The sequence below is a fragment of the Pelagicoccus mobilis genome, from assembly GCF_016595505.1.
GTDB lineage: Bacteria > Verrucomicrobiota > Verrucomicrobiia > Opitutales > Opitutaceae > Pelagicoccus > Pelagicoccus mobilis.
In genome coordinates this window covers 30,516-51,901 of the sequence record NZ_JAENIL010000047.1, presented here as the reverse complement: position 1 = coordinate 51,901, position 21,386 = coordinate 30,516, and the positions used below count along the sequence as shown (strand labels likewise).

The window sequence follows — 21,386 nt, the reverse complement described above, 5'->3', positions numbered from 1 at the left end:
CAATGCAGAGCAACTCCCTCTGTATCGTCGTTCTCACCGATTCCCTCTATTTGCCCGGCACCCTTCGTCTGATCGAATCCTGGAAGACCCGCAATCCCGAGCTGCCCGTCATCGCCTTAAGCCGCGACAGCGAAGTCCTCACCCACCCCTCGCTCATTGCTCAGTGCGAACAGCGCCACCGAATCGACAAATCCGAATACGACGGGATCCGCCCCTACAAAAAGAGTCGCTCCAAACGACACGCCGAAACCTTCTACAAGTTCGAGGCTTTTCAAGATTACGGTTACGAGCGAAACATCTTCCTCGATAGCGACCTCCTTTGCCTTCGCCCCGCTCCCCTTCTCCTCCAAGCCAGCCAGCATCAGCTTCTCGCCGCGATCGATACCGGATTTAGAAAGACCCGAGGCTACAAAGGACATGCCACCGAAATAAACACCGGAGTCCTCTCCATCCACAAGTCGATCCAAGGAAACGCCTCGGTAGAGCAGTTAAAAACAATCGCCCGGGAGAACCCAGGACGCAGCGGCTATAACGCCGGAGACCAAGGCATCATCAATAAGTGGATACAAAGCCAAAAGATCGATCTAGGCCTCCTCCCGACAGAGTACAACTTGATCAAAAAGGACTACTCGGACACAACCGAACTCGAAACCTGCCGACTCCTCCACTTTTGCGACCGCAAACCCTGGTTTGCTCCGCGAGATGCCCCGAGCGGACTGGAAGCTCTCTGGACTGGCAACACCGCTCGCCATAAGCCAGCGGACTAGACTGAATAAACATCAGAAATACTCCCCTCCACTCGCCACTCCCGGACGATCCGCCTGGCCGCTTTGACCTTGAGGCGAAGCCCCTCAAAGATAGCCTTCCACACAACCATCAAAAACAAGCATCGTGTCCTCAGCAGAAGATCCCAAAGACTTTCTAGAACCTACCCGCAAAACCACTGGACGCAGACGGGTAACCAGAACCCTCCGCAAACCGTCGGTCGACATCTGCGAAAACCTACGCCACTACCTCACCACCTACAACCGTGAGCAAGCCCTGCCCATTCGTTACAACCAGCTTGAACGATTCCAGATGGGAGCCCCTCTATACGATGCGAACGGAGAGGACACTCTTTGGGAAACCCTTATCTACGAGCCCTTTATCATGCGACAGCTCAACGAAGGGCTGAAGCGGGTGTACGCCATCCTAAAAGCGGGCGGAGACGAGTCCGTCATGGAGCACCTCTACGTGGACCGGATCGACTACTGCGTCTTCGGAAACTCAAAACCCTTCCGCATCCGCATCGTCAATTCCCGCAACGACAACCAAGACTACTTCTACGTCAAAAAGGCGGATGCCTCCCGCATCTACGGTCTCGAGCTCGAGCACCTGCTTTCCCCAAACCGCATGTTCTACATCACCTTCGGCGACACCCTAGTCGAAGAGCACGTGGTCGGACTGCCCGGAGACATATTCATCGACGACTGGATGGAAAGTAAACGGCTCAAAGCCATCCGTATCGCCAAGGAAATGATCAAGTTCAACGAGCGTTGCTTCGTAAGACTCCTTGGAGATATGCGCCCCTACAACTTCGTCGTCGGCATCACACCAGACTTCGAAGATACTCAGCTTCGTATCCGAGCCATGGATTTCGACCAACAGTCCTACGACGGCCGGAAAAACTTCTACCTCCCGCAGTTCTTCAAGGAAAACAACCCCATCGTCGAATTCTGTGCCCGCCACATCGATACAAAGACAGCCCTCCAGTATCAGCACGAGGAGCACGCCTTGATATCTCGACGGATCGACGCGATCCACCTCCGGCTCAAAGCCCTCCTGGATAGCATGTCAAACGATACGCTAGCCCCACGCGAAAACGTAATGCAGCTCCGGGAAGGCCTTGCCACACATTATAAAAGCGATCGCTTCCTGCGCTGCACGTCCATGGGAGCCCTCGTTAGAGAAAGCCTCGAACTAATGAGGGAGCGCGTAGTTGGCTAACACGTGGCTGCAATGATCGTCGACAGCCACATCCACCTCTACCCTCCGGAAGTCTTCAGCGCTCCTAAGGCTTGGGCGGAAAAGCGTGGCGAAACGTACTGGCTCTCTTGCGTCGCCCCTCCAAAGGGCAAAAGCCTTCAAGCCTGGAAAACAGTCGACGAGCTCCTCGAAGACATGGACGCAGCAGGGGTAGAACATGCCATCATTCTCGCCTGGTATTGGGAAAAACATGACAGCTGCGTCGAAAACCAAGCATGGCAAAAACAGTGGATTAGCCAACACCCGGACCGTTTGTCTGCCCTTGCTCCGTTCAACGCGTTGGGAGGAGAAGCAGCAATCGACCTCTTTAAGTCAGCCCTCGACTCCGGTTTCAAAGGCCTTGGAGAGCTTAATCCCCCCGCTCAAGGATACGCCTACTCAAATCCCATCCTGCATCAAGCGCTTGAGCTCGCAGGGCAATACGACGCAGTCGCAAACTTTCACGTTACAGATCCGACGACTCACGACTACCCGGGAAAAATCACCACTCCCTACTCCGAGCTTCTCAAACTCGCCAACGAACACTCTAGCACTCAGTTCATCTTCGCTCACCTCGGCGGCTGCGAAGCCTTTCGCGTCAAAGAATCAGCTCCCGCAAACGTCTATTACGATACCGCCGCCTGCCCGCTTCTCTACAAAGAGCCCGTGTATCGTAAATTCTGCGACACCATCAGTCCGGACAAAATCTTGTTCGGGACTGACTATCCGCTTCGCGTTTTTCCCAAGGACAAAAACTCTCCAGAGTTTTCAGCGCCCTTGGCTGAGCTGACAAACACCACTCTTACCTCTTCCGAAACCAAAGCGATCCTCGGGCTGAACGCCCGCAAACTCTTCAAATTATCATGACGCTCGAAGAACAATTCGAAACCTTCCTCGACAAGGACCCGCAAGTCCCAGAAAGCGCATACGTCGCTCCACAAGCGACCCTCATCGGCGACGTTCGGCTCGGCGAAAACGCCAGCGTATGGCCAGCTTGCGTCGTGCGAGGCGACATCAACTACATCGAAGTCGGCGACCGCTCCAACGTGCAAGACGGCACCATCGTCCATCTGGCCGACGACTATCCCGTCATAATCGGCAAGGACGTCACCATCGGGCACGCCGCGATCGTGCACGCCTGTACCATCGAGGACGAATGCTTGATCGGCATGGGAGCGACCGTGCTGGACGGAGCGGTCATCGGTCACAACTCCATCGTCGGCGCCGGAGCTCTCGTCACCCCTCGCACCATCATCCCTCCTGGCAGCATGGTACTCGGCTCTCCCGCGAAAGTGAAACGCCAGCTCACCGAAGAGGAACAGGCCAAGATCAAGAACTGGGCCGCCAAATACGTGAAAGTCTCCGCCGCCCATAAAGCGAGACAGCAGAAGGATTAGTTTAAAGGAGTTGGCAATCGTGCCCTTTTGTCGCTAGTCGACACCCCAATGAAACTGGTTATCCATCCCGGCTTCCCCAAGTGCGGCTCCTCAGCCATACAGACTTGCCTATACGACAACTGGCGAACTCTGCGTGACGAGGGCATCGCACTTCCCGACAAGGACTTCAAGAGCCCCTACGATTCCACGTATCCGGACAAAGCACTGGGTCCCGCACTACTCTTCCACTACCTCGCAGAGGGTTCCGATCCGGAGGAATACCGCCGCCAACTCGACACGTTCATCGAATCGGCCCGCAGCAATAAGGCGCACACAGTCGTCGTTTCAGCCGAAAACCTAGCGAACTTCGGCCCCGGATACGAACTCGCCCTGAACGAACTCGCCAGCCGCTTCCAAGAGATAGAGCTCGTCATGTACATTCGCAAGCAAGACGACTTCTTCCTCTCCGCCTGGACTCAATGGATCTACCACCAAGGCCAGTCATTCGATTCCTTCGTCGAAGAACGCCTAAATTCCCTGTATCCAAATTACGACACAAACGTAGAACGCGTCCTCAACTCCTTCCCGACCTGCCAAGCGAAAGTCATTCCGCTCGTTAGAGAAGCCCTAAAAGGCGGTTCCCTAATCGACGATTTCCTAGATAAAATAGGCTCTAAGCTTACGATAGAAAAACAGGACTACGCCGCCACAAACCGGTCCTTAAATCCCTACCTCTGCGAAGCCCTTTCAAAGGTGGGACGCTTGCAAAAAGAGCCATTCTCCAATCGCCTTCGCGTCCTTCTGGAAAGGTACGCAGACGAAGAGATCCTTTTCAGAAAACACCCTGAATTCGCCAGCTACTCAACCCGTACCCGAATCTTGGATGCGTTTGAGCCCTCCAACCGATCCTTGCACAAGAGATGGTTTCCCGAGATCGATTTCGACAGCGTGTTCAGCGTAGACCCTTCACTGCAAACAATTGAATCTGAGGAGCCCAATATCCGCAGAGAACGCCAAGCGGAAGCACTTCAGTTCTTCGCAGATCTTTGCGTCAGGCTATTCAGCGAAGTTCAATGACACCGCTTGCTGCCGATTCGCACGCTTAAGACTCCCTCAGCTTCGGGGCAACAAACCAGCAAGCAGCCAACAACCCCCAGCAAAGCCAGACGAACCAGTCACCGTGCTTCACATAAAAGGTCTCCTTCCCGATCCAGCGACGATCGCGAGTGATTTCCAAGGTCGCTGAAGATTGCACCCAAGGTTCGATCGCGCCCTTGATGCTGCCGTATTCGTCGATCCAGCCCGTCCATCCATCGTTGCCCACCCGCAAGACTGGACGCCGCGTTTCCACTGCCCTGAGGACCGAGTGAGAGCGATGCTGGGCTGCGGCCGAACTCTTTCCGTACCAAGCGCTATTCGTCGCCACGTAGAGAAGACTCGCCCCTTCCTTGACCGCCTCACGCGCAATCGCAGGAAAGACATCTTCAAAGCAAATTAATGAGCCCACTCGCAGAGTCGTATCTTCAAGGTGCAAGGGAAGAAGCTGCGTTTTCTCCCCTGGGAGAATATCTCCATTGATCGGGACCACCTTCTCCATCCACGGCCAAAGCGAGCGCAAGGGAATGTATTCGCCAAACGGAACAAGGTGCTGCTTCGAATAGTAAAGCGGAAACAAGCCGTACTCCGGACGAATCTGAAAGACGCTGTTAAACCAGTCACGATTCCCCGCCTCACCTTCGATGCCAAGCGCCCCAGCAAAGATAGGAACCCCCAGTTGTGTCGCAAGTCGGGTGCCCCAAGATTCCATCGGACCGTCATCGTTTAACGGATACGGCAGAACCGTTTCCGGCCAAAAAACGGCGGCGGGCCGCGCCCCTTTCATCCCCAAGGTATAACGCTCCAAGTCGCTAAGAATCTTTCGCTCCGCCTCCGCGTCCCACTTCTGGTCCTGAGGAACATTGGGCTGAACCACAGCGGCCCGAAACGTGTCTTCGCGCTCCTGCCCCGAACTGAGCCGAAGCAGCAAAAAGCTAATCCCGACCACAAAGGAGAGGGCGATGTAGAACTCAGGACAAATCCCACGCTTCCGCGTGCGAGCATACTCCACCAGACGGATCAGGTAGGCCGCGATTCCAAAATTGAGCAACACGAGGGCAAACGAAACAACCCAGCTCCCAAACACCGACGCGCTTTGCAGCATAATCGGCTCGTTCACCTGGCTCGCCGACAGCGGCAGCCAAGGGAATCCAGTAAAAATATGAGTCCGGATATGCTCGATAACCACCCACAGAGCCCCCGCTCCTATTGCCAAAGGCACACCTGACCAAAGCCCCTTCCCTTTCGCTCTCCTCGCAATGGCTGCCACAGCCCAAGCCCAAACCGCGAAATGCAGCCCCATAATCCCCGCAAGCATAATCATGCCCGCCCAAGTTACATTATGTAGCCAAAAGATGAGTACAATCCACGAGCCCCAGCCAATACCGAGCCCCGACAGAAACACCGTGCGAGAACGAGGGACGAAGCTCAACCAGACCACGAACGGGACCAGAAAGACATACGCAGCCTCGTTCACTTCGAACGGCGGGAAGCTCACGATATAGAAAAACGGCGTCAGCAAGCAGGCCAAAGCAAAGGCGATGCTTTGGTTGTGAGACTCGAACCATTCCGCGAGACGGGTGACCATGACCGGACTCTGCCCAAGAGCACTAAGCGGGCGAAGCTCAAAATACCCCAAATCGAAAAAGAAACGCTAGATCACTCGGGGATTCTCCAAGACGAGGGACAAAAAAAGGCGCCCCAGAGAAACTGAGGCGCCCGCGCTAAAGACAAGGGTTATGAAAAAGACGAAGTAGCTAGAACTCGAAGGTATTGCTCACCGTAAAGGTCGTCGGTTCCGCTATTCGGTACGCGGCCGGCGTACCATCCGGCTGCACCGTGACAGGGATCAGCTTCTTATCACCAAAGGCGTTTCTGATATTAAGCTGGATTCTCCAATCCACCGAGTCGTTCAAGATCTTCTGCGAGCGCCCTATCCAGAAGTCGAAGGAATCCTCCGTCGGTCCATAGTAACGCTTATTCGCGTCGTAGCCATCGAGGGTCGAGTTGAGCCCGAAACCAGTTACGTTCTCATCCTGCCAACGGTAGCCCATACCAACGTTGCTGCCCTTCATCACGCCATCGGAGAAGTCATAGTTAGCAACGAGGTTGAAACGCCATGGACGAAGCTCGGGCACATCGGTTCCATTGAGAGCCAAAGCGAGCAAGTATGCAGGATAGGTCTCGTTGTTGAACTTGTCGCGAACGGTTCCACCTGCTCCTGTTTGCAACGCCCAGTTGCCTGGACCCCAGAGACGCATATCACCCATAGGCCCGAGATAATCCTGGTATCTCTTTTCAATCCACTCGGAGTAAGCTCGGCCGAGATTGAGACGTTGCGCCTTGGTCTTGGAGCCATTGAGAGCGATGTTGAGATTCTCGGTCGGATTGAAGACCAACTCGAACTCAGTACCTTCAGAGAGCGTGTCACCCGTAACGGCAACCGAATTCATGCTCCATTCGCCGGTACCCATGTTGTAGCCTGACATACCCCAAGCGTTTTGGAACGCGTCAGGAACTGGCTTTGAAAGCCAATCCTCGGTAGACCTACGCTGGATGTCGTACTGCTCGTCGATGCCAGCTTGACTGAAGGTATTCTCATACCCGTCGGACCATGGCTCACGCCCTTCCGAATCGTTAACCAAGTAGTCGTAGGACGGTTCCCAACGGAGCGTATGGCCAGCGCCAAAGGCGGAACCTTCGGAAGTGGTACCGTAGTCTCCGTTACCCGGCCAGATGCCGTCATCTTGGCCAAGGTGGTAAGCAGCCGCCTGTCCCCAAGCTTCACCCGCGCCGATAAGGTAAGCGTTGCCGAGCTCGTCGGACAGGGTCGCATTGTTCACCAAGGTCTTGTACTTGTTGATCTTCAGGTAGAGCTTTCCTTCCAGAGCTGAGATGTTGATCCCGTAGTCTTCCGTTTCACCGGTTGGCGATGGGATCGCATTACCAAGAATGTCGCGACGAGATGCGTTTGGCTGGAAGTTCGCAGACTCGTTGTAGAAGGCGGACAAGGTCATGCCCCATGGGAGCTGCTCGGTAATCGATTCCGGCATGTGCACCACGATGCTGTATGTACGGGTCTGACCTTCGACTTCGTTGTAGAAATCAGAAGCAGGATCAGTCGCATACACCCAATCTGGATCCGCGTAGTTGGTGATCAGACCACCGACTTTGTTTGGAGCTCCAGCAGAACGGTTCAAGTCCGTGTCGCGTCTCCATCCCGCCATCGGGACAACATTGCCGCCGAACATGAAACCTTGCCATACGAGAACTTCCGAATCGATCTTGTCGATGAACTTGGAGGCCTGCGTGTAAGGACGGTTCGCATCGTTGTAGGAGGACGAGTTCGGGTTCACGATTGGCAGATCGTACTGGATGACGCTCGCCGAAGTGGAGTCCCACTGCATGATTCTGTCGCTCGCCGCTTCCTGGATAGCTGTGAGTCGAGAAAGGTTCAGACCTTTGTAAGTCGAGGAACCACGCAGATCCGGGCCGAGATATGTGATCGTAGTAGCGTCACGTCCCGCCTGACCGACTGCTACATCAGAGGTCGGACCGTAGCCGCTGCCAACAAACCAATTGTTCCAGCCTCGACGAAGCTCAGTGATCTCCTGAGTGGTGTAGTTCGCGGTAAACGAGTGCCTACCGAGAACTCTTGCCAGCATGGAGTCCGAATCGAGCTTGTCGCGGAAATCGTAGTTCGCGAACGCCGTGAAACGCTGCGTGCTTCTCTCACGATCAACGCGTCCGCTACCTGCAGATCCGCCACCGCCGATCAGCATCGGGCGGCCAACGTTCGGATTGGGAGAGCCATCGATGAGCGTTTCCATAACGTCCACCGAGATCGTAGCAGCATCCCACGCAAGGAAGTGCTTCCAGCTCCAATCAACGTCTTGCTCGTCGAACACGACCTCAAAACCAAGCTGGTTGTCGAAGAACGTTTGGCTGAGGTTGACATTGTAAGCATCGAACGAACTGCTGTTTCGACGATTTTCACCTTCGATCAGGTTGTTGTAAAAATCGAATACGGACGCGTCAGTCAGTGACTTCGACTTGTACGGGCTAACAACAGAACCTGGCAGATCGAGGTTCTTGGCGATGTTGTTGTAAGAAACGATGCCCTTGTAAGATCCGTTGAAAGGATTGTTCGTACCACCTTCTGGATAATTCTTGCCTGAAGCCGCAAACGCAAACGACTGCGAAGTCGCATCCGCGCTGTTGAAGGCAACCACGTTACCGTCCCAGATTCGGTTACCCGCCGCGCCGAGGTAAGGATTGTACTCATCCTCAGCCTTGTTCGTCAGGAGATTCGAATTTAACCAAGGAACTGTAAGCTGATCCATCGACTCGAACCATGGAGTGATCGCGTCCATTGGTGGAGAGAGTCGTGGATTGATTCCGTCGATATCGCCCGTCTCGAAATTAGCGCGGATCTCAGTGTGAGCTCCGTCAGCTGCAAACAATTCAGGCTCCCAACGCAGAGCGACAAAAGCGCGTTGATCCTCTCTGAAAGCAGGATCCTGACGGTATTGCTTATCGTCATACAATGCCGAGAACCGCACCGACAACTTATCCTCGATCAACACGCGGTTCACATCGAGCGTTGAACGGAATGAGCCAAAGGAGCCGAACTCTACACCGATCTTGTTGGAGTTCTCGAAATTCGCACTGTTGATCGAGCTATTGATAATACCCGCTGGCGAACCGATACCGAAGAGAACCGAGTTCGCGCCACGCTGCAAATCCACTCGGTTCACATTGTAAGAATCCCAAGGGATATCAGAGAGGAAGAAATCGCGAAGATTATCCGCGCCAGCAAGACCGCGTACACGCGTATTGGATACAGGCTCGACGTGCGAACCATCGTTCAAGATAGCTCCATCGCCTTGGCCTGCGAAGTTACCACCTTGGCCCGCAACCTCAGTACCAGTAGTGTATACCAGAAGGTCTTCTGTCGTCTTCGAGTTGGTATCCTCCAAGAACTCGGCGGTGATCACTGAGATTGCAGAACCAACATCCTTGAGGTCCGTACGGATACGAGTACCAGCAAGGGTTGAAGTAGCGCGGTAGCCTTGATTCTCCGTTCCTTCTACCGTGAATGGTGAAAGCTCGAAAATCTCCTCATCTTCATCGTCCTGCTGAGCGAACGACAAGGGAGCAACTAGAAGCGCAGCGCCACAGAGCAAAGCCTGCCTGCTACGTCTAGGTCCTGTGTATCGATTTGTGTGTCTGATATTTTTATTCATTAGCGGTGTTTATGGTATTTGGGCGAACACGGCAGCCGGACACACCGAGCCCTACGGGCACGCGTGTACCTTGCGGCTATTGGGATCGCCGAAAATAGAAAGAGGGTAGCTGATTACAGGGTATGGGCCTCGGGGAAGGCCTCATTGGGGATTTTTAGGGAAACACGTTTTTCGCTGACTCTTGCAGTTCAGTGAGGGTTGAAAACGGGATTACTTAAATTCTCAAATACCTACGATGTCAATTTGATCCAGCCGGACCGACAAAAACTAAAAGAAGATCAACAAGCCCAAAAGGCATCTCTTAACACCCTAATTGTTAGCATCTTGCATGTATTCAAACATTTGACTATTTTATCCTCACGATAGAACAAATTTATCCGGATCATAAAATTCGTGAATATATCTCAAATCCAAAATCCTAACTCTAACCAAAAAGGTTCGTTTGCCTGAATATAGAATCCCGGATCGCACAAAACCGCTTCCAATCTTCACCGTCCAACCTAGCGGGCACACGGGACCGACAGAGCTTTTGCACAGCCTTCTATTTTGCCCCGATAGAGAAGATCCGCAGCGGGCCATCACTCAAGGTGAGCAAAAGCTCGCTCCGCCCATCTCCATCGAGATCGCCCCACGCTAGATGACGCGGGAAGCCATCAACCTCCAACCCCGAATCCTTGGGCAAAATGGCTTCGAACCCTTTCCCCTTCATGTTTCGCAGCAGGATTACATGCCCTTTCAAAGGACGATCTACCCAGAGTCTAGGGGCCCGTGGTTCCAAACTGAATACAAGATCCAGCCAACCATCCTCATCGTAATCAAGCGGCAGTATATCCATAGCTTGCCCCGATTGAACCCAGCGAGGCAACGCCTCCGGCGTAAACCGCCCTGGCTCTTTCTGGTAGAGAATAAGCGATTGGGTCTCAGCGATCTCAAATCGAGTAAACTCATCCAAAGCCTCCGATCCCAAAATTTCAAAAACATCCTTTTTAGCGTAGTCCTCGATCGACCGCGTGTTGCGCTCAACCAATCCTGGAAATTGGGCGGTATGGAGGATCCGGCTCTCTACAGGCAGTAGCCTCCCTTCGTGCGTGTAGCACTCGACATAGAGGTTTCGTCGTATCGGATCCGTTGGGACGAACAAAGCCAATGGCGACTCCGCACTAGGAACGTGCCGCAAATTTAGCCCACGATTTCCAAGCACGACATCCATCCGGCCATCTCCATCAAAATCTCCACTTGCAACAGAACTCCAATCCCCCGCTAAACCCTCTTCGTCGATGGCTTCCTTTGCCAGCACAAGCCCTTCATCGCCCATCTCCCCAAACCGGGGAGCTCCCCAACGCACCGCTTGCACGAGATCCGGCCGACCGTCACCGGTCCAATCAACCGAGAGCAATTCTGACGTATTTCCAGACCACGCGAACGCCTCGGCAAAATCGCTTTTTTCCTCCCTCTCGAAACCATCGTCTCCACGCCGCCAAACGACATTTCGCTCGTGAAACGGAAAACGCATCGATTTGCTCCCTCCGGCAGCGAGCAAATCCAAATCCCCATCCCCATCGCAATCAACCAGAGCCATGCTCGCCGTAGGCATAGCAGGAAAAGCGGGAGATCGCTTCCAACGTTCCAGTTGAATTCCGTCCTCGGATAACGAATACACCCGATCTGCATAATATTCGTCTCCCACATCCAATTCTTCGCCACCCGACGCAACAACAACTTCCAAGCGACCGTCCCCGTCAAGATCCTCACAAAGCAGGCCTAGGTCTTCCGCATCGAAGTCATCCTCAAACAGCTCATAGCTACCCGCCTCAAATCCAGCACCCTCCCGATTCCAAAGGATCTCCGTCTCATCCCCCGTTGCTCCGCCAAGCAGCAGATCTAGCCACCCATCGCCATTGAGGTCCCTCAATAGGATTGGAGGTCCCGACCGAAAGTCCGTATGCGGCTTCAACATTTGCCTCGGATGCAACCTGAAATATTCCTCGATGGACGCCATTCCAGATGGCACCGAAAAATCGCTCTCGCGAAAGATGGGCTCATCAGCCTTCTCAATTTCAAGCTCCTCTGACGCGACCTCTTCAATCAGATATCGATTTCCAGCCTTCAAGCCTCGAACAAGCTGAACCGTACCGCTCGGCCAAAAGATCTCCAAGCGGTCTATTTCGACCTGCTCCCCCAATCCAAAATGAGCGACCGGCTCGTCGGTTGACAGATATCCACGCGTCAACGTCATCTCTCGAGAAAGCACATCCTCCGCACGGTGGAGCTTCAGTCGAGCTCCTATACCGTATCGATTCGAGTCTCGCCCTTTCAACTGCACAACCACGCTCGATCCAGTCGCTAGATCATTTCGAAACACACTCAGCGGGGCATCCATATTGGAGGTTACGAGATCGAGATCCCCATCCAAATCCAAGTCCGCGAATGCAGCAGAAAAGCTAACCCCGACAACTCCAACCCCAGCACTTTCTCCAACCTCCTGAAACTGAAAGTCGCCAAGATTTCGATACAAAAGGTTCCGCTCGTCATAACGCGGAGCTTGCTTGAAATACGCCATTCTCTGCCAACCAGTCCTCGCCTTCTCCGACTTAACCCCAAGGTCTCCGTCGTGAAATGCACGAATCATTCCGTTGTTAAAGTAGACGTCCTGCAACCCGTCGTTATCCAAATCCGCGATACGCACCGCCCAGGTCCAATCAGTCGCCGCCAAGCCGGTCATGCGGGCAATCTCCGCAAACTGGCTCTCTCCGATTCGGGTAGACAGCATGTTTTGCATGTACTGGCTTGCCGTCGTGCGAGACGCATAAATCGATTTTGTCTCGATCGATGCCACCGTTCGCTGGTGTTTCTCGGGATCATCCGTCGCCATTTCCCCCACTAACAGTTCAGCTACTCCATCGTTATCCAGATCCCCAATATCCGCGCCCATGGCTGAATAAGGAGAAGTCACCAAAACGCTGCCGATGACATCCGAAAAGGTCCCGTCCTGATTGTTCAAATACAGACGATCTGCAGCTTCAAAGTCATTTGCCACATAAAGATCCGGCCAACCATCTTCATTGTAATCCCACCAGACCGCAGCATGCCCCTGTCCACGTCCAGATATCCCTGCCGCTTCTGTCACATTCACAAACACCCCATTCTGGTTTTCAAAAAGCAGATCAGGCATGCCGTCCGCGAAACCAGAAGCAGTCAGAAAGTTGCACTGCAGATACAGGTCTAAATCCCCATCCCGGTCGTAATCCGCAAACGAAGGAGCATTGGAGCCAGTCTCAATATCGAGCCCCCAGCTTACCGCAGATTCAACGAAAACACCTTTTCCGTCGTTAATGTACAACTCGTTCGGAAAGCCTGTATAGGTCGCATAGATGTCGAGATCCCCATCGTTGTCGATGTCCAACATAGAAACGCCCGCTCCGATTTTCCCTAAACTCAGAATACCTCGCTCACTCGCCTCCTCGCTAAATTGAAAGCCGCCTTTGTTTAGATAGAGCCGATTCTCGCTGTCCTTCCCAACCGCAAAGATGTCCGCGAATCCATCACCGTCTACATCGCCGAGAGCGACTCCCGCCCCAATCGTGCCTAAGAAATACTGATGCCACAATCGGGTCCAACGCTCTGGGTGATTGTATTCATTAAGGTGCGACACTCCTGAATAACCTGACTCGACCTGAACGAATCGCCCTTCACTCCTTCCATCATCGGTGAATGGGATGATCTCTAAGATGCCCTCTCCGAACGCTGAACGAACAGCCGTAAGAAAGAAGAGAATCACTGTAATTTGGATACTAGGCATCAAACAGAAAAAGCATCCTAAGATTCCGAGACTCTACAAACGAAAAGCGCCTCCCAAAACCAGGGAGGCGCCGAATTGAAAAGAAGTGCTTAGCTCGCTAGAACGAGAATGTATTGGTTAAGAACCAAGTCGTGTCTGCATTCAGACGATACTCACGGATCGAACCATCTGGATTGATGGCCATTGGAATCAGGCCGCCATCCGCTAGAACATCTCTGACGTTCAACTGGATTCGCCAGTTGATGTCGTCGTTGAGATCAAGCGAGTAGCTAGCCCACAAGTCCAAGTGATCCTCCGATGGACCGAAGATCGGGTTCATCGGATCGTAAACCAGGATTGGGTTTCCTTCTGGAGTTACACCAGCAGACTGAGGATATCCGATGCCCACTTCGTCTTCCCAGCGGAAGCTACCACCAATACCGAGACCCTTGAACTTACCATCACGGAAGTTGTAGTTGGTCACGACATTGAAACGCCATTCGCGAAGCTCGTTAACTGAAGTTCCTTCAGTCGCGAGACCAAGCTGGTACTTCGAGTAGAAGTCGTTGTTCCAACGAGTCTTGAGCGTGTTGTTACGGTCACCAGACCACCAGAGACGAAGGTCACCGTTGTCACCATTGTGGATTTCGTTACGAGCGGAAACCCACTCCTTCAGAGAACCTGCAAGGTTGTTACGAACCGCTTCTGTCTTCGCTGCATTGAAAGCGATGTTCCAGTTTTCAGTCGGGTTGAAGGTGAGTTCATACTCTGTACCTTCCGAGGTGATATCCGCTGTAGAAGTGAATCCATTTGGCTGAACACCAGTTGATTCGCTCCAAGGATCCCACCAGCCGTTTTGCCAACGCTCGTCAGATTGAGTCGCGCCCCAGGCATCCCAGAAGACTTGCGGAGCAAGGTTCTCTGTGAGGTTCGCAGTCACACGCTCCTGCCACGCTTGGGCTTCGTCAGGTGTCTGATCGAGACCGTCGTTGGCACGACCGTTGGCAGCCTTCCATGCTTCCCATGGAGCATCACCGTTTTGGTAAGGATTGTTAGCGTATCCACGCCAGCTATCGCTCCAACCTGGAACACCGTCGATAAACGCCTTATCACGCATACCTGCAGCGAAGAGGCTGGTTTCAGCAGTACCAACGTACCAGAGAGCTCCGTTTGTCGGGTCGTAAGAAGAACCGAATACAGTACTTTCGTACCAGTTAACCTTCAGAGAAAGGCGGTCGTTAAACGTGCTGATCACGAAACCATAGTCCTCAGTTTCACCATTTGGCGGAGCAAGAGGCTGGTTGAGGTGGTTCACACGAGACTCACCTGGCTGGAAGTTCGAAGACTCATTCCAGAAGACGCTCAACTTAGTGCTAGCTGGGAGCTCAGGAAGGAAACGATCAACGTGTACCACAACACTCTTAGACTTGTTCGTACCTTCGTATTCCTGAACGGAACCGAGAGCTTCGTTCTCGTTGTTCAAGTAAGCCGCATCCGCAGGAGTGTAGTCACGGAAGTTACCACCGTTTCCGAATGGAGTCGCACCTGTAGGATCGAAGATCTCACGAGGGTCGCCTGGGATACGAGGAGCGGTAACGGAGTACTGAAGCGACTCGTCATCACGCTCGCCGTACAGACCAACGATCGCACCGTTCCAGAAGAAACCTTGCCATACGAAAGCAGTAGAATCGACCTCTTCCGTCTTGGCACGGGCAGAAGTGATCAGGTCCAAACGGTCACCTTCGGTATCAACTAGGAAACCTGCATTGCGAGAGCTCCAGCCAATGTAGTTGTCTGGATTGTCTTGCTGCGTACCTGTTTCACCTGTCCAAGGACGAATGTACTCAGAGGTGAGGAAGTCGACGTTACGTGTCGCAGGGTTCGCCCAATTGGAATCCCAGAAGCGGATTGAAGAAACCGCGTTAGGGTTGAGCTTTGGAATCGGCTGTAGATTCAACCCGGACGCGCTAGACGTTCCGATCACAGACGGTCCGAGGTAGACAGCAGCCATGGTCTCAGCCTGATTAAGCGCCATACCAGAAGTATTGGTGTAGGCGCGGTAGGCATCGTCCGCTAGCCAGTTCTTGTAACCTTGGTCGTAGAGCGTGATGTCGTCAGAAGACTTCAAACCGGTGATCTGCTGCGTACCGAGCAGCTTGCCGAGGAAGGAATCCTCGTCAAAGAGGTCACCTCTACGGAGAACACCCACTGCTGTCATACGGTAGCTGTCACGCTCGCGCTCGTTAAGGCTACTTGCACCTTGAGCACGCTTGAAGATAACGGGACGTCCAACGTTCGGGTTAGGCGAGAAATCAGCCAAGTGAGAATTCACATCAATGGTGATTTCAGGTGACCAACCAAATGGGCTGGTTTGACCCCACTCGTAGGTTTCCTTGTTGTAGGCGACCTCGAATGCTACGCGGTTTTCCCAGAAGGACTGCTCCAGCTTGACGTTGTTAACTTGGAAGTCCTGCCACTCACGCTTGTTGTCACCATCGATCAGGTGATTGCGGTAGTCGAAGATCGAGCGGTCATAGATGAGCTCGTTACGGTAACCACCGAACTGAGCGAGCGGTAGACCGAGGTCGCGAGCCGCTGAACCGAGACCTGCAGGCGAGTTGATCGCACGGTAGAACGGGAAGTCGGTGCTTCCTGGGTCGTTCACGATTTGGCCATCAACCACGTGGATCAGATTGTTGTCGGAGGCAGCGATCCCTCCTACAGAAGCGTATGTCGCATCACCATCGCCCTTATCGGCGTTGGCGAAGTAGACGATCACACCATCGGTGTAATTCTCACCCATCCATGGATGGTTGAAATTCACTTGGTTGAAATAGCGTGGATCTTCCTCGTGGATGTATTCGCCTTGGATGTAGATCGGCGGACGGTCCATGTCGCCATCGCCGTCACCATCAAAACCGAAGTGCTCGTCAGTGTGGAACGCGAACGGGTGACCCGTCACTTGTGCTGGGTAGCCATTGGCATCCGCACCACCCTTCCAGAAACCAGACAAACGGTCTACTGGAGGACGAGAGCGAGGATTGTTGGAATTGATGTCCCCTGTCTCAAAATTAGCAGAGAGCGTGGTACGGGCAGAGTCCGTCTTGAGGAACTTCGGCTCGTACTTGGCGGCTACGAAAAAGCGTTCGTCGTCGCGCCATGCTTCCTCTTGGCGGAACTTGTCGTCCTTCTTCACGGCGGCCACGCGGATAGCGAGCTCATCCTCGAGCACAACCTTGTTCAGGTTGATGTGAGCACGAGTCGTACCGTAGCTGCCAAAACGAACCTGCACTTCGCCTTCGTCGGCCCAAGCAGCGGAATCCGTAGTGTTGTTGATGAGACCCGCCGGACTTCCAAGTCCAGATAGGATCGCGTTTGGACCACGCTGCATATCAACGCGATTCACGTTGTATCCATCCCAAGGGATGTCCGTCAGGAAGTAGTCGCGAGTATTGTCGGCCCGTTGCAGACCGCGTACGCGAGTATTGGCATTTGGACGTACCAAACCGAAACTCTCGTCACCGGCGAAGTTACCTCCTACGCCACCCACTTCCGTGCTGGTCGTGTACTGAAGAAGCGACTGGTTGTCCACAGCCCCGGTATCACGCAAGAACTCGTCGGTGATAACCGAGATAGCGGACCCAACGTCCTTTAGGTCGGTACGGATACGAGAACCAGCAAGGGTACTGGTCGCACGATAGCCTTCCGTCTTATCGCCTTCCACCGTAAACGGCGAAAGCTCGAAGATCTCCTCGTCTTCTTCGTCGTCTTGAGCGAAGGACAGAGGAGCAACTAGAAGCGCGGCGCCACAGAGTAGCGTCTGGGTGCCACGTCTAGACAATAGGTATCTATTTGTCTGTCTGATGTCTTTGTTCATGGTTGTCTTTGCGGTAGCTTGGCTCCCCTAACACCGGACACACCTCACCTTAGAATGCGGGCATGCGAACGGCAGAATAGAAGTGCCTAAATTAGTTTGCGGTAGCTAAATGTAGGATGGGCTAATGACTCACTAGCCTCATGGGGTGATGATTGGGGGTATTGAAAGGCGGTAACGGGTGATGGTTTGGGCAGAAAAATGCTTCAAGCATCAGTACAACTTAAAATCTCAAATGATCGAAGTGTCAAACGATCGAGAGGTTTTGCGTACGGAGTACTCCAAAGAACATTCAAATGAAAACAAGCTTCTATAAAAAGCTGAGGAACATAGACCTACATGAAGCCCGGTATTCCCCTCAATCAATTTCTGAAACAGGCATTGCTCTTACTATACACTAAACTGGAACCCGCCCCTTCGAAGCGTGAATATATCTCAAATCAAAGCCCCTAATTCTAACGTTAGCCAATTTAATGACAGAGCCTAAAACCCTCTACCTGGTAACAGGCATGCCTGCCGTAGGAAAAACGACCTTCGCTGAGCAACTCGCCTCCCGCCTCTCAGCCTGCCTCGTCGATATCGATTCCGCCACCGAGAGCATCGTACAAGCGGCGATGAACCGCATAACGGGCAATCCGGACGATCGCGACAGCGACGTCTTCAAAGAGACCTTCCGCGCCCCGATCTACGAAACGCTGTTCACCCTAGCCAGAGCCAATCTCGTCCATACCGACGTCGTGCTGACCGGTCCCTTCACCAAAGAGCTGCACAATCCCAACTGGCCCGCGGAGGTTCAGGTCAAGGTAGGCCGTTCCTGCCGCGTTAAATGCGTTTTCCTCCACTGCTCCGCCGAGCTCCGAAAAGACAGGCTCGAGGCCCGCGGCAACCCGCGCGACAGAGCCAAGCTGGAAACGTGGGAAACGCATCTTCAGTACTACGACACGGAGTCCTTCCCCGCGTATCCACATTTCGCAGTCGATACCGGCGAACCCGATGCCTTCGAGAACGCCGTGAGCCGCGGGCTGATCGACTAAAGCTTGCCCGACTGCTCCTGCTCGAGACGGGCAATGTATTCACTTACATTACACGTGAGCAATCGCGTGCCATCCTTACGCACTTCGAGTACCTTGTTCACCAACGGGTCGAGGAAGTCACGGTCGTGACTCACAAGGATAACCGTTCCCGGGAAAGCCTTGATCGCGTCCTGCAGAGTCTCCTTGCTTCGAATGTCCAAGTGGTTGGTCGGCTCATCGAGAATGATGGTATTAGCCCGCTTCATGAGGATCTTGGCGAGAGCGAGACGATTGCGCTCACCTCCGGAGAGAACCGTGGTCGACTTAAAGACGTCATCCTTACGGAAAAGCAAAGCGCCAAGCACAGCTCGAGGATTCGCGTCCTCATGCCCTGCTTCCGCAGCGGCCGCCTCCACTTCTTCCAACGCGTTCTTCTTGGGATCCAATTCCTCCGCCTGTTGCTGCGCGAAATAAGCCAGCACCGTATTCAAGCCAACATTACGCTCCCCTTCCTGGAACGGTTCCGTACCGGCCAAGACGCGAGCGAGCGTGGACTTACCAGCGCCATTGACACCGACCACCGCGATCCGATCGCCCTTATCGATGTGGAAGTTGAAGTTGTTGAATACTGTGAGGTCACCGTACTTCTTTGTCATCCCGACCAACTCAATCACCTTCTGGCTACTCGGCGGCGGCTCTGGGAAACGGAAATAGATTTTCTTCTCCGTCTTCGGCATCTCGATGATTTCGATCTTCTCCAAAGCCTTGATACGGCTCTGCACCATCGATGCCTTCTTCACGTTAGATCGGAATCTGTTGATAAAGTCCTTTTGACGCTGAATCTCTTTCTCCTGATTGGCCTTTTGCTTTCGGAGAGCGTCGAGGCGAGTCTGAGACTCCTTCACATAGAAACTGTAGTTACCCTTGTAGGACTCAATGTTGCCCATGCTGAGGTGCAAGGTGCGGTTCGTGATTGAGTCGAGGAAGGCACGGTCGTGAGAGATGACCATGATGGAGCCCTCGTAGCGGGTGAGGTAGTCCTCAAACCAGTTTTGGGCAATGATGTCCAAGTGGTTGGTCGGCTCATCGAGAAGCAGGAGCGAAGGCTGACGGAGGAGCAGTTTGGCCAACGCGATACGCATCTGCCAACCACCCGAAAACTCTCCGGTGTCGCGGTCCATATCGTCCTTCGAGAAACCGAGGCCCATCAGAACGCGCTCGATCTTAGACTTCATCTTCTCCGGCTCGTACTCTTCCAGCTTCTGCTCCCAGCCCCCGATCATGTCGATCATGTCGTAGTACTCCTCGGAGCTGGTATCCATCTCGGCCAGCTTCTCGTCCGCCTCGTCGATCTTGCCCTGCAACTCCAGAGCATCGTCGAACGCGGTTTCGACCTCCTTATATAGAGTACGGCCTTGCACCTCGATCCCGTCCTGCGGCAGGTAGCCGAGAGTCACCCAATCCGGCATCTCGAACTCCCCACGGTCGATCTCGACCTCATTGAGCATGAGCTTGAGCAATGTCGACTTGCCCGCTCCGTTCGAGCCAACCAAACCGATCCGGTCCCGTACGCCGACCGTCAGCGTGACATCGCCGAAAATAACTTTCTCGCCGTAGCGAAGGTGGAGGTTCTTGAGTCCGATCATCGTTCTTAAAAAGCGCAGCACCCTAGCAAGGGCGGAAAAAAAAACAACGGCTCATTCAGAAAAATCGAAAGAGCCGCCGAACAGTGGAAGGAAGAGCGACGCTACGGCCGAGCCGCAGAACCTCCCTCTTATCTCCTAAAGCCTAAATCCCTAAAGCCTCCTCTCACTAGTGAGCATGACCCAACTCGTAGCGGGCCGAAGTAAACTCCGTGAGCTGAATCCAAGACTTCCACATGGCATGGAGCTCCTTCTTCTGCTGCTTGATCTCAATCTCCAACAACTTCTTACGCTCTTCGGTCGCATCCTTCAGCTCCCGGATCTTCGCCATCAAGGCTGACGCCTTTTCCTCGAAGCTCTCAGAAAGATGCTCAAGCTTGGCGTGCAACTCCTTGGAGCTTTCATCGAGCTCTTGGCGAACACGCTCCAAAAGCAGATTCTTGTCCTTCTTGACTAGCATCTGGCGAAGCTTCACGTCGCTCACCCAACGGAGATTGGAAACGAGTCCCACCTTAGAAGCAGTCCAAATCAACCACTTTGTCGGATCGAAGTGGTACCAACGAACACCGTTACGGTAGTCGTTAGCCATCGTGTGGTGATAGTTATGGTAGCCCTCCCCGAAGGTGAATAAGGCCAAAACCGCATTGTCCACCGCGGTCAACTCCTTTGCATACGTACGAGCTCCCCACACGTGGCAGAGGCTGTTGATGAACCACGTACAATGGTGGATCGCGAACAGACGCATGAAAAAGCCGGCGAACAAAGCCGCAATCGGATGCATGAAAAAGCAGCCTATCCCGACTACCGCCAGATTCACCACGATCGTGATCAACGCATAGTTGTTGTGCTGGAACATCACCCGAGGATTCTTCAGCAGGTCCTTCACCAAGCGCTTATCCATCGGGTCATTGTAAGTGAACATCCACCAAATGTGCGCGTACCAGAAGCCCTTGTTGATATTGTAGGGATCCTTGTCGGTATCCACATGGCTGTGGTGGATACGGTGGTCATGCGACCATTGAAGAGCTGACGCCTCGATCGCTAGGCTGGAGGAAATAAGACAAGCCCACTCGTAAACCGGCTTAGCCTTGTAGGTATTGTGCGAAAACAAGCGGTGGTAACCCGCTGTGATCGAGAACACCGAAATCGCCCAGGTCACCCCAAACAGCACGAGCGACTCCCAGCTAAAGACTGAAATGTAGAAAGGTAGCAAAGCCAGCAGCAACACATGGTAGCCGGCGATGAACGCGAAAATTCCCCAGTTTTTGATACGCATAGTTTTTAGGACGAAGGTCCCAACAGGGCGCGGAAACAGCTCATTGGCCAGCCTATCTTACTATTAAGACATCTTTTTAAT

The 21,386-nt window shown here is 53.4% G+C and carries 12 protein-coding genes; 6 read left to right on the top strand and 6 right to left on the bottom strand.

Annotated features, from left to right (window positions below; genetic code table 11):
* Nucleotides 1-2 precede the first annotated feature (2 nt).
* From JIN87_RS21185 to JIN87_RS21165, 5 genes are all read left to right on the top strand, one after another.
* Nucleotides 3-767, top strand: coding sequence for a glycosyltransferase (locus JIN87_RS21185; protein ID WP_200357627.1), 765 nt, complete (start codon nucleotides 3-5; stop codon nucleotides 765-767).
* Between the two features lie 223 nt (nucleotides 768-990).
* Nucleotides 991-1,986, top strand: a complete 996-nt coding sequence (locus JIN87_RS21180) for a hypothetical protein (RefSeq protein WP_345780806.1) — start codon at nucleotides 991-993, stop codon at nucleotides 1,984-1,986.
* 12 nt (nucleotides 1,987-1,998) lie between these two features.
* The gene (locus JIN87_RS21175; RefSeq protein WP_200357625.1) at nucleotides 1,999-2,871 is read left to right on the top strand and encodes an amidohydrolase family protein; all 873 of its coding nucleotides are present in this window, start codon (nucleotides 1,999-2,001) and stop codon (nucleotides 2,869-2,871) included.
* Nucleotides 2,868-3,401, top strand: coding sequence for a gamma carbonic anhydrase family protein (locus tag JIN87_RS21170; RefSeq protein ID WP_200357624.1), 534 nt, complete (start codon nucleotides 2,868-2,870; stop codon nucleotides 3,399-3,401). The genes JIN87_RS21175 and JIN87_RS21170 overlap by 4 nt, the downstream gene beginning before the upstream one ends.
* Nucleotides 3,402-3,449: 48 nt before the next feature.
* Nucleotides 3,450-4,457 carry a hypothetical protein gene (locus tag JIN87_RS21165; RefSeq protein ID WP_200357623.1) on the top strand — a complete coding sequence of 336 codons (1,008 nt, stop codon included), beginning with the start codon at nucleotides 3,450-3,452 and terminating at the stop codon, nucleotides 4,455-4,457.
* A 25-nt stretch (nucleotides 4,458-4,482) separates the two neighbouring features.
* On the opposite strand, the gene lnt is transcribed toward JIN87_RS21165, so the two are convergent.
* The 4 genes from lnt to JIN87_RS21145 all read right to left on the bottom strand — a co-directional run bounded on the left by lnt (nucleotide 4,483) and on the right by JIN87_RS21145 (nucleotide 17,376).
* Entirely contained in the window at nucleotides 4,483-6,063 is a 1,581-nt protein-coding gene (gene lnt, locus JIN87_RS21160) for an apolipoprotein N-acyltransferase (RefSeq protein WP_200357622.1), read from the bottom strand.
* A 169-nt stretch (nucleotides 6,064-6,232) separates the two neighbouring features.
* Complete coding sequence (locus JIN87_RS21155) at nucleotides 6,233-9,721, bottom strand: TonB-dependent receptor plug domain-containing protein (RefSeq protein ID WP_200357621.1); 3,489 nt, start codon at nucleotides 9,719-9,721, stop codon at nucleotides 6,233-6,235.
* Between the two features lie 541 nt (nucleotides 9,722-10,262).
* Nucleotides 10,263-13,520: a VCBS repeat-containing protein gene (locus tag JIN87_RS21150; protein WP_200357620.1), complete on the bottom strand. Its 3,258-nt coding sequence runs from the start codon at nucleotides 13,518-13,520 to the stop codon at nucleotides 10,263-10,265.
* Nucleotides 13,521-13,617: 97 nt separating this feature from the next.
* On the bottom strand, nucleotides 13,618-17,376 hold the full coding sequence (locus JIN87_RS21145; protein ID WP_200357619.1) for a TonB-dependent receptor plug domain-containing protein: 3,759 nt from the start codon (nucleotides 17,374-17,376) through the stop codon (nucleotides 13,618-13,620).
* Between the two features lie 470 nt (nucleotides 17,377-17,846).
* Between JIN87_RS21145 and JIN87_RS21140 the strand changes: the two genes are divergently transcribed.
* Complete coding sequence (locus tag JIN87_RS21140) at nucleotides 17,847-18,407, top strand: P-loop nucleotide/nucleoside kinase family protein (protein WP_200357618.1); 561 nt, start codon at nucleotides 17,847-17,849, stop codon at nucleotides 18,405-18,407.
* Here the strand turns inward: JIN87_RS21140 and abc-f are convergent.
* Complete coding sequence (gene abc-f, locus JIN87_RS21135; RefSeq protein WP_200357617.1) at nucleotides 18,404-20,032, bottom strand: ribosomal protection-like ABC-F family protein; 1,629 nt, start codon at nucleotides 20,030-20,032, stop codon at nucleotides 18,404-18,406. The genes JIN87_RS21140 and abc-f overlap by 4 nt on opposite strands.
* 166 nt (nucleotides 20,033-20,198) lie before the next feature.
* Entirely contained in the window at nucleotides 20,199-21,305 is a 1,107-nt protein-coding gene (locus JIN87_RS21130; protein ID WP_200357616.1) for a fatty acid desaturase, read from the bottom strand.
* Nucleotides 21,306-21,386 lie beyond the last annotated feature (81 nt).

Coding starts and splice junctions, on each gene's coding strand:
- abc-f (WP_200357617.1), bottom strand. CDS start 20,032: ATGATCGGACTCAAGAACCTCCACCTTCGCTACGGCGAGAAAGTTATT.
- JIN87_RS21170 (WP_200357624.1), top strand. CDS start 2,868: ATGACGCTCGAAGAACAATTCGAAACCTTCCTCGACAAGGACCCGCAA.
- JIN87_RS21145 (WP_200357619.1), bottom strand. CDS start 17,376: ATGAACAAAGACATCAGACAGACAAATAGATACCTATTGTCTAGACGT.
- JIN87_RS21165 (WP_200357623.1), top strand. CDS start 3,450: ATGAAACTGGTTATCCATCCCGGCTTCCCCAAGTGCGGCTCCTCAGCC.
- JIN87_RS21140 (WP_200357618.1), top strand. CDS start 17,847: ATGACAGAGCCTAAAACCCTCTACCTGGTAACAGGCATGCCTGCCGTA.
- JIN87_RS21130 (WP_200357616.1), bottom strand. CDS start 21,305: ATGCGTATCAAAAACTGGGGAATTTTCGCGTTCATCGCCGGCTACCAT.
- JIN87_RS21155 (WP_200357621.1), bottom strand. CDS start 9,721: ATGAATAAAAATATCAGACACACAAATCGATACACAGGACCTAGACGT.
- JIN87_RS21175 (WP_200357625.1), top strand. CDS start 1,999: ATGATCGTCGACAGCCACATCCACCTCTACCCTCCGGAAGTCTTCAGC.
- lnt (WP_200357622.1), bottom strand. CDS start 6,063: ATGGTCACCCGTCTCGCGGAATGGTTCGAGTCTCACAACCAAAGCATC.
- JIN87_RS21150 (WP_200357620.1), bottom strand. CDS start 13,520: ATGCCTAGTATCCAAATTACAGTGATTCTCTTCTTTCTTACGGCTGTT.
- JIN87_RS21185 (WP_200357627.1), top strand. CDS start 3: ATGCAGAGCAACTCCCTCTGTATCGTCGTTCTCACCGATTCCCTCTAT.